This is a genomic window from Micromonospora sp. HM5-17 (assembly GCF_003762835.1).
In the GTDB taxonomy this organism is placed as follows: domain Bacteria; phylum Actinomycetota; class Actinomycetes; order Mycobacteriales; family Micromonosporaceae; genus Plantactinospora.
In genome coordinates this window covers 707,963-724,906 of record NZ_RJWA01000003.1, presented here as the reverse complement: position 1 = coordinate 724,906, position 16,944 = coordinate 707,963, and the positions used below count along the sequence as shown (strand labels likewise).

Below are 16,944 nucleotides of genomic sequence, written 5' to 3'. Positions count from 1 at the left end.
AATCCAGTGGACATGCGAGGTTGGACGGGTGACGCAGAAGTTCAGCCCGACGGTGCGGCGGCGTCGACTTGGCGCCGAGCTACGACGCCTACGCGAAAGAGCAGGGTTGACCCTGGAACAAGCAGCAAGGCATATAGACAGCTCCCACTCGCGTTTGTCGCGGATCGAGACCGCCCAGCTCGGCATCAAGGCGCCCGACCTGCGTGCGCTGCTGGACCTCTACCAGGTGGTTCCGGAGGAGCGTGAGAAGCTCGTCGCCTTGGCCCGTGAGGCCCGACAGCGTGGCTGGTGGCACGTATACCGCGACACGGTGCCGGAGTGGTTCGAGGTGTACGTGGGCTTGGAGTCGGAGGCCGCCGGCCTTGGCATATACGAGTCTCAGTTTGTCCACGGCCTGTTGCAGACCGAGGAGTACGCCCGCGCCATGTACCGGGCGGGGGTGCCGCCGCTTCCAGAGGAGGAGGTTGAGAAGCACATCAGGCTTCGGATGGAGCGACAGGCGCTGGTGGTCGAACAGGCCCTTCGGCTCCGAGTCGTCCTGGATGAGGCGGTAGTACGCCGCGCAATCGGCGGAAAGAAGGTCCTGATCGGCCAGCTCCAACACCTGTTACAGGTCGCAGACCTACCCAACGTGTCGCTCCAGGTACTCCCCTTCGAGGCGGGCGCCGTCGTGCTCAGCCCGTTCACGATCCTCGACTTCCCCGATCCCGAGGATCACTCAGTGATCTACATCGAGCACCAAGCCGGCGCATCATACGCGGAGCGCCCTGCCGAGGTGCGGAACTGTAGTCTGATCTTTGACTCCCTGCGAGCGGCGGCATGGAGTCCCGCGCAGTCGGCTCAGTTCATCGCCGATCTTGTCAAGGAGATGACGTGACGTACGTAGAGCGGGCCACCGACCTCAACCGAGCCAATTGGCGCAAGAGCACCCGCAGCGGCAACACCGGCGGTTCATGCGTCGAGGTTGCCGAGGTGGCTGGCATGGTTGCGGTCCGCGACTCGAAGGACCCGAGCGGTCCCGCCTACCTGTTCGGCCGGCAGCATTGGGCAACCTTTGTGCAGGCCGTGCGCAGCGGCGCCTTCGACCTGGGTTGATGTAGTCGTCGGGTGGTGCCAACGGCATCACCCGACAACAACAAACCCAAGCACCATGGATCTCTGACGGAAGAGCAGCCGCAGCGACGCCAACGGCGTACCGTGCTGAGCGCCACCGCCACCACCGCGTCCGAAGCATCCGCCCATCGCCGACTATGTCCAGCCGCTCAACACGACCGGCACCCCGTCGCGGAACGCGCGTACGCACGCGGCGGTGTACGGGTAGGTGTTGGACGGCAGCATGCCAGCCGGAAACCAACCAATCTTCGCGCACTTGTGTGGCTCGGCATTGACTGGCTCGCCGTGGCGAGCCGGATCGAACGGCACCGCGAACACGAGCCCGATGCGGGCGCGCCCGGCCGTGTTGCGATGGTGCACCGTGGTGACCATCCGTGGCTCGGCGAGGTCGATCCGTATGCCGATCTCCTCGCGCGCCTCGCGAACCACGCCGCTGATAGCGTCTTCGCCGTGCTCCAGCTTGCCAAATGGAAGGTTCCACTGTCCGTCGCGTAGCCGGTGCCTTGCCGCAGCGCCAACAGGACATGATCAGCGTGGGTAAGCAGGAGCAGCACGTCAACCGGGTGCGTGGGCGGGGCCGTCACGTCCGCAGAGGCTAGCCGGGTTGTCCTGGCACGTAGCGAGTCGACCCGCGGGCGAATTTCATCTACACGACGCATCGCGGTCGGCTGGATGGTCGATGCGGCCCAGCAGGTAGAACGCCGCATCGTAGAAGGCGGCGACCCGTACCCCCGTCGGTAGCGTCGCATGAGCCCGTGGAGGCTACCGGCGTGCGCCGGCGTCGTCCCATACCACCGCGTTTGGGCTATCCAGCCAGAACCGGTGTGCTCCGGTGTCGGTGACGGTCAGCCCGAGTCGGTCCCGGGTCGGCGATCCGGCATCGCACCACCGATCGAACACGGTTTCGATTTCGTCCCACACCTCACGCGGTCCGTACTGCTCCACCTGCCCGGCGGTGTCGTCGACCGCCGCCCACGAGCCGTCCGAGGCGAACAGCCACATCTGTTCGTTGCCGCCATCCGGGGTGAACCCGAGCCAGGTCACCCCGGTGACCCGCAAAGCCAACCACAGCCCCGCGTCGGGGTGGTGCAGCACGTGGCTCGGGTGCCGGGTCGGCCGGGTCGTGCCGGTTTGCTTGACCGCCGTGGGCAGCGCCGCCGCTGCCCGGTTGACCGCGCGGACCGGCATGAACCCGCCCGCCTCGGCCAGGAAGAATCCTTGCCCGCTACCGGCGTTGACCTCCAGCCGCACGAGCGGACCGCCGCCCAGGTCGCGCCACAGGCTGACGACGATGGCCCCACCGTCGCGGACCTGGGCCAGCCACGCGGGGGGCACCGCCGGCACGGAAACTGTGGCGATGATCCGGTCATAGGGGCCACCCTCCGGCCAGCCCTGTTCCCCGTCGCCGGTAATTACCGTGGGCCGGTACCCGCACACGGCGAGGCGTTGCCGGGCCAGGTCCGCGACCACCGGATCAACCTCCACGCTGGCGACGTTGGCCGAGCCGAGGCGGTGTGCCAACAACGCCGCGTTGTAGCCGGTTCCGGTGCCGATTTCCAACACCCGTTCCCCGCCGGACAGGCACAACGCGTCCAGCATCAACGCCATGAGCCCAGGCTGTGTCGAACTACACGTGCCGGTACCGGACAGCGGGCCGCTGTCCGGGTCCGGACTGACCGTGCCGTCGAGTTGCGTGGTCAAGGTGGTGTCCGCGTACACGTTGGCCCAGTAGTCGGGGTGGGATGCGTCGATCGCCTGCCACCGCCCATCGGGCAGCGGAAGGAAGAACGCGGGCAGGAACACGTGACGCGGCACCGCGCCGAACGCCTGCTTCCACGCCGGATCGGACAGGTAGCCGTCGGCTTCCAACCCGGCGAGGAACCGGGCGATGTCCTCGGCGCGTTGCTCAGTCATGGGTGATGCCTTTGACACCGAGATGCACGCCGCCGTGGATGTCGCGGGCCTGCACCACCGGCCCGCTCACCGAGCCCGAGATGGTGTTGCTGGTCTGGCTGGTGTCGCCCGCGCCCTGGCCGGCTCGTACCTCGTGCCACAGCCGGTGCAGCTCGGCGGCGAACGCCCTGTCGTTGAGTACGGCTGTGGTCAGCATGGCATGCAGTTCCGCGAGACGGCGTTCGTCCGACGGCTCCTGCTGCGCCCGGAGTAGCGCATTCTCCGCGTCAGGATGTTCGGCCGCCTTCCGCCGCACCAACCGGACCAGTGCCTTGAACGCGGCCCTGCTCCCCGCGGTCAACTCGGCGACGGCGCCGCCCGCCAGTGCCGACACGATGGCTGTCAGGACGGGATCATCCATACGCACCCTACTCGATTGACTTCAGCCGTCGCTGCACCTCGGTGACCAGCGGATCGTCCAGCTCAATGAGCGTGTTCAGCGCCACCGTCCACGCCTGGCGCGCCTGAGTCTGGTCGGCGTTCGCCGCGTACATATCGCCCAGATAGACCAGGGCGATGGACTGGTGGCGCGGATCACCCGTCGCGGCGAAGAGTTCCCGGGCGCGGGTGAGGTGATCCGACGCCGAGGCGAGGTCCGGCACCTGAATCAACGTCCGGCCGAGATGCAACTCCACCAGGGCCTCGCTCCAGCGGTTGCCCAGCGACCGGAAGATCTCCATCGCCTGCTCGTACGACGCCAGTGCCTCGTCATACCGGGCCAGGTTCCGATGACCGTTGCCGAGGCTCATCAGGGACAAGCCGACACCCCGGATCTCATCGGTTTCGCGGAAGATCTCCAACGCGCCCTGTGCACACTCGATCGCCTCCTCGAACCTGCCCGTGTCCTCGTAGACCAGGCAGCACCCACGCAGCGCGTAGCCGGCCGTCCACTGGTCACCAGCCTCCTGCGCCGCCTCGCGGGCCTCGGAGTAGCACCGGAGAGCCTCGTCGACCTCACCGCGATCCCACCAGGCGTCGCCGAGGCTGAGGAGCACCCAGCCCTCCGCCGACCGATCCGCCAGATGCCTGGTGCACTCGACCGCCATCAGGTGGCTGTCAATCCACGCTCGCCAGTAGGAGCGACGTTCGAAGAAGGCCATCGCGGCGATGGCGAGCTTCCAGGTCACCGAGCACCGGCCCGTCTGCTGCGCCAGCCGGATGACGTCGAGCAGGTTCAACCGCTCCTGCTCACACCAGCGCAGCGCCTCGTCCAGGTCGGCGAACGGAGCATCTCCGTGGCCGAGGTCATCGGTCAGGCCAGGTATCGGCCGGCCCTGTGGGAGGATCTTCCGGTAGCTGTCGTATGTCCGGGTCAGATACCAGTCGAACATGCGGCCCAACGCCGCCTCGGTCTCGTCTGGCGGCTCGTCCTCCTTCGCCCGCTCGGCCGCGTAGAGGCGAAGCAGATCATGTAGCCGGTACCGCTGCGCACCGACGCGAGTGAGCAGGTGCAGTCCCACGAGCGAGTCGACGTAACGGCGCGCGGCCGGCACCGACGTGCCGACGAGCGCCGCCACGGCGGCCAGCGAGATGTCCGCGCCAGGATGCAGCCCGATCAGCCGGAACGTACGCGCGGCCCCCGGATAGAGCGCCTTGTAGGACCAAGAGAAGACGACGCGGACCGCGGACAGCTCGTCGCCCTCCACCGACAGCGCGTCGAGCCGATCCTGTTCCTCCCCCAGCTCTGCCACCAGATCAGCCAGGGTCATGTCGGGAGCGGCCACGGCACGGTCCGCGACGATGCGCAGCGCGAGCGGAAGGTGCGAGCAGAGCACGGCGAGCCGGACGGCCGACGCGAGTTCCGCATCGACCCGTTCCGGACTGATCGTCTCACGCAGCAGGCGGATCGAGTCCTCCTCGGTCAGCACGTCGAGCACCGCCCGGATCGCCCCGTCGCGCACCGCCAGCCCGGAGAGTCTGCTCCGGCTCGTGATGATGGCCATGCAGGTCGGCGAGGCAGGCAGGAGTGGGCGTACCTGTTCGGCGGACGCCGCGTTGTCGAGCAGTACCAACATGCGTCGTCCGTCGGTCAGCGACCGATAGAGCGCGGTACGCCCCGGCAGATCGGCCGGGATTTTCTCCGGCGGCACGTTGAGCGCACGCAGAAACCCGTCCAGGGCCTCCTGCGGACTCAACGGCGGCACCGCGTCGTAGCCGCGCAGGTTGATATAAAGGTCCCCGTCGGGGAAACGCGAACGGACCCGGTGGGCCCAGTGCACCGCCAGCGCGGTCTTTCCGACACCGGCGCTTCCCGAAACCGTCGAGATCGTCACCACCGGCAATCTGGAGTCGCTGGTCCGCAGCTCGGTCTCGTCGAGCAACGAATCGAGCTGACGGATGTGCACCTCACGGTCGATGAAGCCTTTCGTGGCGGGCGGAAGCTGACGCGGCGGAGGAAACGGCGTCTCGGTGATCCTGAAGTGAACGCCTCCGGTGATCTGTCCGGCCTGCACCACCGCGCCGGCGCCGCCGGAGAAGTCGTTGTCCGTGTCGCGGTTCATGCCAGTCACCCGGCCCCACGAGGCGTCGTCAGAGGGTCGAAGCCAAACAGCCCCGTCAGTACGACATCCCGGTGCCCATCGTGGAAGTATTCCTGTTCGCGCGGTGGACACCCGGTGACGAAGCCCGGTTTGTCGTGCGACTCCGAGGAGGCGACGTTGCAGGCACGGATATCCACCCGGTGTGTGTGATAGAGCCGTTGCCGGGTGGTGACATCGGCGGGTTCCGGCCGGCGTTGTGCCGCCGAGCACCAGGGCTCGAATCGGAACACCGACCGAGCGTCGACGGTGCGGTCGGCAGAGGCGAGGTGGTGGACGTCGTACCGGGGTACGGTCGCGCGCAGGCGAACGAGTTCGCCGTCCCAGAGCGACGTCCTCATGTCGAAACCCGCCTCACCTCGCCTGGTCGGAGAGCCTTCTCGCCCGGGTCCAGGCGACATCCCGCCAGTAACAGTGCCGAAGCAGCTCGTCGGTGTCCTCCACCATCTCGAATCCAAGGAACGCATCGTCCTCACCGAAGTGGAGAATCGCCAACGTCCGCGAGTCGAACAGCCAGAAGTCGTGGTTCGGCAACTGGAGCTCACGCGCCCGAGCGCGGTCGAGATAGCGAATGTCCTCGCCTGCGGCGATGTTGTGGGGCGTGATGAAGATCTCGAACCGGAGATAGTCACTCGGGGGGTCGTCAACGACCCGGACGCGCTCCACCCGCTTGCCGGTCGAGGTTTGCTCCCGCATCAGGTCCAGCCAGTCACGAAGCCACTCGACGCCAGGATCCTCACCGTTCAGAAACTGCTGAAACGGTAGATCCTCGGACGGCAATCCGTATGCGCGACGCACCTCGAACTTGAAGGCGGTATGTTCGAAGTCGACAAAAAGCTTCCTAAACGCGTCGGGGTCGCTGACAACCTTGGCCATTCGCTACTCTTTCGTACCGAACCAGGACATGAGAGCGCGTGGTACCACAACACACGTCTCGCCGGGCAGCACGTCACGAAGCTGCGAAAGTGCCTCGGGGTCGGTCAGCTCGTAGCCCTGGACCACGATGTCACCGGTGTCGGTCTCGTACAGCGCCGGACAAGATCCCGAATTGCTCGATGAGGACAGGAAGCGAAGCTTCATCACTCCTCCTGGACCACCTGGAAAGGAGAAGGCTAGCAAGGACTTCGTCAATATGTCGTCGCTAAGTCGATTGTCTACGCCATGTGCAATGAAAATCGCCGTCCGGCCGGCGCGACGCGACGAAACGACAGGTTGTCACGATCAGCTTCGGCGTCGGCCCCTGCCGGTGGTCGTCGGACGCCAGGCGGCGAGATCGTCATCGGTGAGACCGTGGACGTTGAGCCGCTCGGTGAGGAAGCCGTCATAGATCTCGGCCGGTGAGTAGCCGAGTTCTGGATCGATCTCACCATGCCACTGCCGTACCCAGGGCATCAGCTCACGAAGGCCGGCAAGCAGGGGCGTCAGCTTCTCGGACGGCCAGCCAGACTCCTCGTCCCGCTGCACGATGAGCGTGGCCAGCGCCTGCGCCTGCTCGCGATGGTCCCAGCCAGCCCAGCCGATCAGGAGCGTCGGGTCGTTGTCCCGGCCCGCCTGCGGGTACGAGATGAACCGCTCCTTCGGCACGTCGAGCTTGCCGCGTTTGCTCCAGTAGCTGTTCTTGCGAAAATCGGTCGGCTTGTACTTCTCCGGGACCGGAATGCGTTCCCGGATGCGCCGCTTGGTCGGCTCGTCGGGCGCCGCGTCCTCCTGCCGTTGCAGGTCCCACACGTTCTCCCAGCCCGCGCGCTTGGCCATGCCCGTGTCGGTGTAGCGGAGCGCCGCCAGGTAGGGCACGTGCTCGGGCTCGACCAACTCGGCAAGCAGCGCCGACAGCTCCTTGCCCGGGTCGTAGAGGTTCGCCACCGCGACGAAGTCGGCGTCCTGCCGTAGCTCGTCAGCGAGCTGGGCGACAGACAGCGGACGTGGCTGCGGAACACCGTTCTCGTCCAGGGCGTACCACAGCTCGCGCCTCTCGCACCGGTCCAGCAGCCAGTCCTTCAGCGCCTGGTCGAGCATCCGGTCCCATCCCTCGGTTGCCCACCGCCGCTTGCACTCCGGCCGCTCGATCAGTGCCAGGTAGCGGTTCTGCTCGATGACCTGGATCCGCCTCTCCACCACGGCCCGATACTCCGCCGGCCAGTGGTCCGGCAGCTCGGTGATCGGGGTGGACCCGTGCCGCTCGAACCACTGCGTCTCGGCCTGTCCGGCCGCGACCCGCCGGGCAAGGACGATCTCGAAGGCGCGCTCGCCGAGCTTCAGCTCGGGCACGGACTCGGCCGGTGCGGTCAGCTCCTCCGGCAGCAGCCCGTAGTGGTGGTAGACCTGCCAGTCCAGCTCCTCCTGGAGCGCGATCATCCGCCCCCGGGTCGACTCCCACTCACGCCGTGCCTCGGCAAGACGTTCCCTCGTCGGTACGCCCTGGTTCGCGATCGCCGCCGGACTCACCGCCGTCAGGCGCTGCGCCGCCGCATCCAGCTCCCGCGCCAGTTCCAACGGGTACGCCTTCGGCAGCGGAAAGTCCTGTAGCTTCGTACCGGTGAACTCGTAGAACCGCTCCCAGTCGTCGCTCGTAAATCCGCCGCCCTCGCCGCGGATTCCCTTATCATGACTGACTTGCTTCAACCAGAAGCACGCTATAGAACTGTTCAGCACCCCCAGCAGCCGCAGATGATCGTCCTCCGTCGCCCCCTCTGGGAGTTTAATCACCGGAGCAGAACGGTTGAATATGCTACCTCCGCGGTCAAGTACAAACTGGTTGTGTGTTGCCACAAACGCAAATGCAATTGAAAGTGGCGCCTTCAGTTTTTCGCGGTACAATTCACCAAATTCGTACCACTTGAGAGAAGGGATGTTCTCGATGATGGTTCCAAACCGCTTGCGACGTTGCAGCCTTCTCCTATTCAGCCACAGCAATTTGATGGACTTGGGAATGCCGACCGACTCGATGGCACCCAAAGCCGAGTCATATGGGAAGATGCAAGCTATTTCTGGTTCGCAGACATAGTCGCGGACAGCATCACCGGTGACCATTGGCCTGGATGACTCAATCTGGTTACGTATTACGCTCGCACGATCAAGGAAGAAGGCGTCGTCTTCTGCGGTAATCGAGACGAAGCCAATGAGGTGCAGCATCTGCGAGAGAGTTGTGGATGCTGAATCTCGAATGAGAGTCAACAATGTGTCGGCGCCACCACCGGAGAGACTCCAGGGAAAAGTACGGAGCTGCTGTCTCGGCAGGTCGACTACCGAAATCCACTCGCTCTCGGATCCAGCTTTATCGTACTGATCAACGATGGCCTGCCAGACCTTGCCCTCATGTGGATTCTCGGGAGCGCTCGGTTCGCCGCGCACGCCGAGCACGGCGCGGATCGTATCCGCCCGATCATGCTTGCGCTTCCGGCCGACGAGGATCACGGTTGGGGTGCCGTGGCCAGGAATGTAGGCACCCGAGGTGTCGATGACGTGAGTCAGATCGACTTCCTCGGCAAAGTAGCGCTCGATCAGCTTCCGACCGAACTCACGCTTCATGAATGAGTTGGCCGTTATCTGGCCGACATGGCCCGATCCACGGCCGTCTGGCTCCGGCCGCTTGGCTAGATCAAAGAAGCGCTTGGCGAAAGGAACCGAAAGAGCATACTTGCCCGAACAAACATCTTTGTAGAGCTCTCGATACAGCTCGTTGAGTTCCTTGTCCTTCGGCGTAATATATGGCGGATTACCCACCACGACGTGATAGCGGCCCTCGGCCAGAATCCCCGGATAGTCGTCCAGGTCCTCTGTCGCGTACCGAAACTCGGCCAGCTCGTCCACGTGGTCGAAGAGAGTGGCCTGGCGGTTCTTGATCAGGGAGTCGCCGATGGCGACCTGGATCGGGAAGGCGTACTGACGGATCTCCTCGAAGGTGGTGAAACCGGCCTCGCGCATCGCTTCGAGCAGCAGACGGAAGCGGGCGATGGCGACCGCGAACGGGTTGATGTCGACGCCGTGTACGGACTCCAGGGCCAGCCGGACCTTCTCCCAGCGATCCAGATCCTCGCGTTTCTTCCACTCCGTCATCAGCCGCCGGAAGATCCCGAGCAGAAAGTGGCCGGAGCCGCAGGTCGGGTCGATCGCCCTGATGCCCTCGTGGCCGAACTCGTCGATCGCCGGCTTCAGCGTCAGGTCGAGGATGAACTCCTCCACGAACTCCGGCGTCTGCAACAGCGCGTACCGCTTCCGCGCCGCCTCCGACAGGTCCTGGTAGAGGTCACCGAGAAACCGGGTACCCCACTGCGGGTCGGTGAAGTCGTGGATGAGCGTGCCGGCCTCGTCACGCCGGCGCCAGAAGGCGATCAGCGCCTTGGCCGCGTCGTGGCTGATCGGGATCTGGTAGGCCGGGTTGTGCTTCGGGTCGAAGAGCAGCCGCCCCGCCTGGGTCTGGCCAATATGTTCGAACGCGGCCAGCAGCCAGTCCCGGTCGGTCTTCTCCGGGTGCCGCCGGAAGAAGTCGTCCTGCGACTCCTCGGCGAGCACCGCCCGCTCCTTGTTCGGCCCGGTCAGATAGCAGGCGTCGCCGAACAGCCCGTTGTCCTCGCAGAACCGCACGAAGACCGTGCCCAGCACCCAGGCCACCGCCGTCTGGGTCACCCGCTCGTCCCGCCACGCCTGCCAGGTCGCCGCCGTCCGCTTCAGGCGGAACGCCCGGTCGTACTCGGGGCGAAGCCTGTCGTAGTGCTCGCCGGAGTCGCCGATCTGCTCGACCAAGTCCTTCTCCAGCCTCCTGACCTGGCCCTGGAGGTCCCTCAGCAGCGCCCGACGATCGATCACGGTCCGCCTCACCTCGTGTCCCGCAGCACCGAACCGCATCACCCTACCGTCATGGGTTGTGCCACCAACCGTACGAAGGGTTGATGTGGCGATCGGCTAGAACGGGTGTCAGGTGCCCGACGGCCGTAACGGCATGGGCCAACGCCCTGGCGCCCCGCATCCCTGTTTCTACCGGGGCGCTGTAGCATCCCAGGCCGGTTGACCAGCAGGTTCTTTGGCACGACCGAAGGTTTGACGACAGAAACCTCACCACTTCCCGCAGGTCCTGCACCACGGGCACAACGCTGACGCTTCGTCTGGCCGGGCAAAGCAAATCCCGCGAACACCCGCTACGCTCAGGCGAGATCCCACCGATCGGTTGATGGCGATCACCGCCGATGGGGCCCACCATGGCGAGGCTCATGGGTGTCCACGGTGAACATGTGCCGCTCCTGGGGAGACGTCGTGAAGGCGAACGAGACGACTGTCCGCAACTTGCTGCAGGGCGAGAAACAGTACGTTGTGCCGCTCTACCAGCGCCGCTATAGCTGGAAGCGGCGCGATCTCGCACAACTGTGGACCGATATCATGCGGGTCGCGGGAGAGGGCAACAACGCCACCCACTTCCTTGGGTCGGTGGTGTTGGCCCCCAGTCCTTCCAATACCCCGACGGGCGTCCAGAGTTGGCTGGTTGTCGATGGGCAGCAGCGACTCACCACCTTGAGCATCCTGTTGTGCGCGATTCGCGATCACGTCTATGAGACTGATAAGCAGTTGGCCGCGAAGATCGACGACATGTACCTGTTTAACAAGTACGCGTCTGGCATGGAACGGTATACGCTGCTGCCCACCAAGGCCGATCGGGCAGCATGGCTAGCGCTGGTGGAGCGTGAGCCGGGTGCTGGCGGCGAAGATCGCATTGGGGAGGCTTACCGCTTCTTCCGGGCCGCGCTTGTCCAGGCCGACGACCCAGATGACAGTCAGGATCTCGCCCGGATCGAGCAGACTGTCGCGGCGCGCCTCAGCCTTGTGGAGATCGCCGCCCACCCGGACGACAACGTCCACCGCATCTTTGAGTCGCTCAACTACACGGGGCAGCCCCTGACACAGGCCGACCTGCTCCGCAACTACCTGTTCATGCGGCTGCCCGCCCGCGGGGACTACGTGTATGAGCGGCAGTGGCTGCCGCTACAGGAGCTGCTGACCGACAAGCAGCTTGAGGAACTGGTCTGGCTGGACCTGGTACTGCGCGGCGACGACCGAGCCACCCAGGAGGCGGTTTACCACTCGCAGCAGCAGCGGCTCAACCAACTACCGGACGAGGCAGCGATCGAACAATGGATTGTCGACCTGCACACGAAGGCACGGCTGTTCTATAAGATCCTCAACCCGCACAGTGTGGCCGATCCGGACCTGCGTCGTGCACTGGACCGGCTGGACCGTTGGGGAGCCGCTGTAGTTCATCCCATCGCACTGCACGTTCTCCTCGCGAACGAGGCCGGCAGTCTCAGCTCCAGCGAGGCGGCGGACGCCCTTCGCGTGGTGGAGAGCTATCTGGTCCGTCGAATGATTGCTGGGATCGCGAGCGCAAACACGAACCGTATCCTTATGTCACTGGTGAAGGACCTGGGTGAGCAGGTCCCCTCGGCAAAGGCAATTACCCGCGCGCTGTCCGGCATTCGAAAGAAACTCCCCACCGATCAACACATTCGTGACGCCGTGCTGGTCAACAGTTTTTACTGGCTGGGTCGCGGGCCTCAACGGAGCTACGTGTTGCGATGCATCGAGGAGGATTATGACCACAAGGAACCAATTGACTTTGACACCGCGAAGCTAACCATCGAACATGTTCTTCCGCAGTCTCTGAACGACGCGTGGCGAGACATGTTGCGTCCTGACCTACGCGACGGGGAAACTGTCCAGGAGCTGCACAGTTCGTTGGTACACACCCTGGGAAACCTCACCCTGACGGCATACAATGCCAAGCTTGCCAATGATGGGTTCGACACCAAGAAGGCGGTTCTCCGCGACAGTGGCCTTGCGATGAACCGCGAGATCGCTGACGCCCCGAGATGGGGCCGAGACGAAATACTCGCTCGCGGTCGTGCGCTTGCCGCGCGTATCATCAAAATCTGGCCGGGGCCAGATGAGTCCGCCGCCGCCGCGCCCGCCAGCCCGCGCTGGTCATTGATGGACCAAGCCCTCGCATGTATTCCTGCGGGCCGTTGGACAAGCTACTCGGACATCGCCGAACTTGTCGGAGTGTTTCATCGGACTGTCGCCAGTCGTCTAGCCGGCATACCGCGACCAAACGCTCACCGAGTGCTGAAAATTGACGGCTCGGTCTCGGCAGATTTCCGGTGGCCCGACCCCTCACGTCATGACGATCCTCGGGTGATACTGGAAACAGAAGGCGTACGCTTCGATGACGCGGGCCGCGCAGCAGCCGAGCAAAGAATGACGGCTAACGATCTTGCCAGAGAAATCGGCCTGGACGCTGATGGTGACAGCGATCGGGAAGACGGGGTCACGTTCAATTAGGGGGTGTGGCCCATGGCTCTGGTCCGAATGGCCCTCGGCAACTATCGCTGCTTCGCCCAACGCCAGGACATCGAGCTACGTCCGATCACCGTGGTCCTCGGCCGGAACAACTCGGGCAAGAGCGCCCTGGTCCGCGCCCCGGTGCTGATCGATACCGGCATCCGCACCGACGCGCCGACCCCGTTCGACCTCGACAGGCTCGGCGAAGGGCTGGTCGGCCGGTTCGTCGACCTCATCCACGGCCGGCGGGCCCACGGCGGAATTGAGATCGACCTGACGGTCGAGGACGAGCTGAATCGCAGTCGGCTCCGGGCGACGGTTCAGAACGTCAACCGCGACCGCTACGACTCGCAGGTCGTCTCTGAACTGGAACTGCCCGAGTCCGGCATTCGGCTGGAGTGGGAGCTGAACGACCCCGCCGACAATCCTCGGTACTCCATCATGGTCGGCGACGAGGTGCAGGAGAACCTGCCAGTCCGGTTTCGGGGACTGCTGCCGACCCGGTCCCTAGGGCTCTGGCAGGGCTCGCCACTGTCGAGCGACGCAGTTTTTTCCGACCACGTGATCGAAGCGATCTACGAGTTTCGTAGGATCTTCCCGACCATCCGCTACTTCGGGCCGTTCCGGGAGCAGCCGCAGCGGCGCTACCTGCTGCCGGCCCGGATGCCAAAGGAGCTGGGTAGCACCGGGCTACACGCCGCCCGCATCCTGGCCAGCGACACCGCCGGCCGGCAGGGCGAGCTTATCCGGCGGGTCAACAAGGGCATCGCCGAGCTCCTGCCCGGGTGGACCCTCGACCTGGTCGACGGTGGCGAGGTCTGGTCGCTGGTGCTGCGCTCGGCCACCGGCGAGGACGTCACGGTCAACCTCGCCGACGCCGGCACCGGGGTGGCGCAGACGCTGCCGATCTTCGTGCAGCGGGCGCTCGACCTGGTCGACCCGCCCCGCCGACCCGTACTCGAGATCATCGAACAGCCGGAGCTGCACCTGCACCCGGCGGCGCACGCCGGTCTCGCCGATCTCTACCTGGCCGCGTGGCAGGCGACCGGTGTCCGGTTCCTGATCGAGACACACAGCGAGACGTTCCTGCTGCGGCTGCGGCGGCGCGTCGCCGAAGGGCTCGACCCGGACACCATCGCCATCTACTTCGTGGAGCACGACAACGGCTCGGCCCAGGCCCGACGCATCCACATCGACGCCGACGGCAACCTCGACTACTGGCCGACCGGCGTCTTCTCGGAGGACTACGAGGAAACCCGGGCGCTGGCCCGCGCCCAGTGGACGAGGCAGGATCCCCGTGCGCGTTGAGTTGACCCCGGAGGTCTTCGCCGACGGCGAGGACACCACCGGGTCGGACGACCCGACCTACCTCACCCACCTCCACAGCCTGCTGTACTGCTTTGTCGACGAGCGACACGAGTGGGTGACCAACGAGCTGGTGGTCGTCGCGGTCGAGGCGTTCCTGCCGAAGCACCTACCGAAACTTTCCGACGCGATCGCCTCGACAGCGCGCAAGGCGGCCACCGCGCAGATGTGGACCGGCACCAGCCAGGTCGGCCCCGAGGTCGTCCGGGTGACCCGGGCCGACCTCGTCGAGCACGCGGCGGACCTGTGCCAGCGTGCCGTGGTGGTCGTGGAGAACCAGGGCTCCGACGGCCGTTTCCTCGCCGCCGTCGCCCACGTGCTCGGCGACGAGCGAGTCCGCCGGGCCATCGAGAACGACTGGGTCGAGTTCGCCAACGGCGGGGGCAGCACCCTGGTGTCGGTGGCCGAGCAGATTGTCCGCCGGTTCCGCCGGGTGGTCCGGGTCGCCGCCGTCCTCGACAGCGACCGGTTCCTCCCCCGGCAACGCACCAGCAGCGACGACAAGGCCGACCGGCTCCGGCACCTCGGCGTCGCGGTACACGTGCTCGCCCGGCGCGAGGCGGAGAACTACGTGCCGTACCGGGTGCTCGCCACCATCGGCCGCTCTGGCGAGGCGTCCCGGAAGCTGACGCTGCTCAAGCAACTGACCCCGGAGCAGCGCGCCCACTACGACATGAAGCACGGCTTCCGCAAGGTTGACCGGTCGCCGGAGGCCAGGGACGCCTTCGAGAAGCTGTTTCCGGCGTTCGTCCCGCCGGCACCCCGGACCGGCCTGCACGACGGCTTCGGTAACCGGCTGCTGGACGAGCTGCACGCCCGCCGGGAACGGCTGACCGAACACGACTTCGCGCAGCTCGGGCCGGACGTCGTCGCCGAGTTGCGCGCGCTGCTCGCAACCGTCGCCGGCAGAATCTGACCGTACGCCCACGCCAGCGGACGCAGGGAGAACGGGTGCAGACCGAGGAGTTCACCGTCAAACCGGAGGTGCTGCTGCTGGAGCAACTCCTCGAAGAGGTCCGCTCCGGCCGGCTCCGGATCCCCCGGTTCCAGCGCCCGTACGTCTGGCAGCCCCACCAGATGCTCGACCTCTTCGACAGCATCGAGCGGGGCTACCCGATCGGCAGCATCCTGATCTGGGAGACGAACCTGCGGCTGCCGACGCTCGACCAGGTCGCCGAGATCGACGTCCCGCCCGCTCCCGAGGGGCAGCTCGCCTACCTGCTCGACGGGCACCAGCGGCTCTCCACCCTCTTCGGCACCCTGATCCGCCGACCCGAGCCGCCCGCCACCGGCGCGGACCGTCGGTGGTGGATCTACCGGACGCTCGGCGCCACCGACCCGCGCGACGTCCGGTTCCAGCACTGGGGTCGCAGCGCGCCGCCGGCGAACCTGCTGCCGATGCAGACCGTGTTGCGCACCATGGACTTCCTCGGGTACGCCCGCCGCCTCGCCCGCGACCCGAGCACCGCCGAGGACGCCGAGATCCTGGTCGACGAGGCCGAGCAGGTCGCCCAGCGGATCAAGTCGTACAAGATCCCGGTCTTCCGGATCTTCGGCGGCGACCTGGACCGGGCGGTCCGGGCGTTCGCCCGGGTCAACAGCAGCGGCCTGCAGATCCGGCCCGACCAGATGGTCTCCGCGCTGACCTACCGGCCCGAGAACACGGAGACCCTCAGCGACCGGATCAACGCCATCCGGGAGAGTCTCGGCGACAGCGGCTTCGGTGACATCGGCGCCGAACCGGTGTTCCAGACGATCGCGGCGCTCGCCGGCGAGGACGACGTGCAGAACCTGCGCTGGGCGGCACTCGCCGAGCGGATCAGCGGCGACGTCGACGGCGCGATCGCCCAGGCCGAGGTCGCCCTGCACCACGCGGTGCGGTTCCTCCGGTACGAGGCGGGCGTCCCGGTGGCCTGGCTGGTGCCGTACCCGCAGCAGATCGTCCTGCTCGCGGCCTTCTTCCACCACCGGCCCGACCCGGACGGCACGCAGATCCGCGAGCTGACCCGCTGGTTCTGGCGTACGTCGTGGTCGACAATCTTCGCCGGCGGCAACAGCGTCCAGGTGCGTCGCGCCCTGCACCAGATCCGCGCCTTCGCCACCGGTCACGCCACGCTGACCAGCCAGGGGCAGTACGCCCAGCCACTGCCCGAGCGGTTCGACACCTCCGACGGCCGGGTGCGGGCGTTCCTGCTCTGGGAGCTGAACCACTTCGGTCAGCGCAACGGACTGGACGGCGAGCCGATCGAGCTGGTCGAGCTGCTCGCCCGGTCCGGTCCGGCCGCCTACCGCCGGGTGGTCACCGGGGTGGCGAACGCCTCCAATATCGCCAACCGGATCGTCCTGCCCACCCCGCCCGGTGTCTCGGTGCGTGACGCCCTGCTCGACCTGCCGCCGAGGCTGCTGCGCGCGGTCGTGGTCAGCCACGCCATTCCACCGACCGCGCTGGCCCGCCTCGTCGCCGACGACCGGGACGGCTTCATCCGGGAGCGCACCGCCACCCTGATCCGGCTCGAACGGGAGTTCATCGAGGAAACCGGAGCCGAGCTGGCCTGGGAGTCAGCGTAGGGAGTGGACGACGACAGCAAGCTCACCTGCCCGACGTTGCGATCGCGTCGCCTCGCAGGCTGTCGGCGGGCTAACGGGGAGT

13 protein-coding genes and 1 pseudogene are annotated in these 16,944 nt (G+C 66.1%); 6 read left to right on the top strand and 8 right to left on the bottom strand.

The window, feature by feature from the left end:
* The first annotated feature begins 28 nt into the window (after window positions 1-28).
* Window positions 29-877: a helix-turn-helix transcriptional regulator gene (locus EF879_RS12640; protein WP_199736344.1), complete on the top strand. Its 849-nt coding sequence runs from the start codon at window positions 29-31 to the stop codon at window positions 875-877.
* Window positions 874-1,095: a DUF397 domain-containing protein gene (locus tag EF879_RS12635; protein WP_233604403.1), complete on the top strand. Its 222-nt coding sequence runs from the start codon at window positions 874-876 to the stop codon at window positions 1,093-1,095. The genes EF879_RS12640 and EF879_RS12635 overlap by 4 nt, the downstream gene beginning before the upstream one ends.
* A gap of 153 nt (window positions 1,096-1,248) precedes the next feature.
* Here EF879_RS12635 and EF879_RS27630 read toward each other — a convergent pair.
* The 8 genes and pseudogenes from EF879_RS27630 to pglX all read right to left on the bottom strand — a co-directional run.
* Window positions 1,249-1,599: pseudogene (locus tag EF879_RS27630) on the bottom strand (NUDIX domain-containing protein); the annotation flags it as partial.
* 276 nt (window positions 1,600-1,875) lie between these two features.
* A complete protein-coding gene (gene tgmC, locus EF879_RS12625) occupies window positions 1,876-3,027 on the bottom strand; it encodes an ATP-grasp peptide maturase system methyltransferase (protein WP_123558020.1) in 1,152 nt (383 codons plus the stop codon).
* Window positions 3,020-3,427: a hypothetical protein gene (locus tag EF879_RS12620; RefSeq protein WP_123558018.1), complete on the bottom strand. Its 408-nt coding sequence runs from the start codon at window positions 3,425-3,427 to the stop codon at window positions 3,020-3,022. Before EF879_RS12620 ends, tgmC begins: the two co-directional genes overlap by 8 nt.
* Window positions 3,428-3,434: 7 nt before the next feature.
* The gene (locus EF879_RS12615) at window positions 3,435-5,567 is read right to left on the bottom strand and encodes a tetratricopeptide repeat protein (protein WP_123558016.1); all 2,133 of its coding nucleotides are present in this window, start codon (window positions 5,565-5,567) and stop codon (window positions 3,435-3,437) included.
* A 5-nt stretch (window positions 5,568-5,572) separates the two neighbouring features.
* Window positions 5,573-5,944 carry a hypothetical protein gene (locus EF879_RS12610; protein WP_123558014.1) on the bottom strand — a complete coding sequence of 124 codons (372 nt, stop codon included), beginning with the start codon at window positions 5,942-5,944 and terminating at the stop codon, window positions 5,573-5,575.
* A 13-nt stretch (window positions 5,945-5,957) separates the two neighbouring features.
* Entirely contained in the window at window positions 5,958-6,479 is a 522-nt protein-coding gene (locus EF879_RS12605) for a DUF6879 family protein (protein WP_123558012.1), read from the bottom strand.
* Between the two features lie 3 nt (window positions 6,480-6,482).
* On the bottom strand, window positions 6,483-6,683 hold the full coding sequence (locus EF879_RS12600; protein WP_123558442.1) for a hypothetical protein: 201 nt from the start codon (window positions 6,681-6,683) through the stop codon (window positions 6,483-6,485).
* 141 nt (window positions 6,684-6,824) lie between these two features.
* Window positions 6,825-10,409 (bottom strand): BREX-2 system adenine-specific DNA-methyltransferase PglX, encoded by a 3,585-nt coding sequence (gene pglX / locus EF879_RS12595; RefSeq protein WP_123558440.1) that lies wholly within the window; start codon window positions 10,407-10,409, stop codon window positions 6,825-6,827.
* Between the two features lie 444 nt (window positions 10,410-10,853).
* Here pglX and EF879_RS12590 point away from each other — a divergent pair, with 444 nt between their 5' ends.
* The 4 genes from EF879_RS12590 to EF879_RS12575 are packed head-to-tail and all read left to right on the top strand — an operon-like array spanning window position 10,854 to window position 16,862.
* A complete protein-coding gene (locus EF879_RS12590; protein ID WP_158624161.1) occupies window positions 10,854-12,929 on the top strand; it encodes a DUF262 domain-containing protein in 2,076 nt (691 codons plus the stop codon).
* 12 nt (window positions 12,930-12,941) lie between these two features.
* Complete coding sequence (locus EF879_RS12585; protein ID WP_123558008.1) at window positions 12,942-14,237, top strand: DUF3696 domain-containing protein; 1,296 nt, start codon at window positions 12,942-12,944, stop codon at window positions 14,235-14,237.
* Window positions 14,227-15,210 (top strand): hypothetical protein, encoded by a 984-nt coding sequence (locus tag EF879_RS12580; RefSeq protein WP_148086419.1) that lies wholly within the window; start codon window positions 14,227-14,229, stop codon window positions 15,208-15,210. The genes EF879_RS12585 and EF879_RS12580 overlap by 11 nt, the downstream gene beginning before the upstream one ends.
* 35 nt (window positions 15,211-15,245) lie before the next feature.
* Window positions 15,246-16,862 carry a DUF262 domain-containing protein gene (locus tag EF879_RS12575; RefSeq protein WP_158624160.1) on the top strand — a complete coding sequence of 539 codons (1,617 nt, stop codon included), beginning with the start codon at window positions 15,246-15,248 and terminating at the stop codon, window positions 16,860-16,862.
* The last annotated feature ends 82 nt before the right edge of the window (window positions 16,863-16,944 follow it).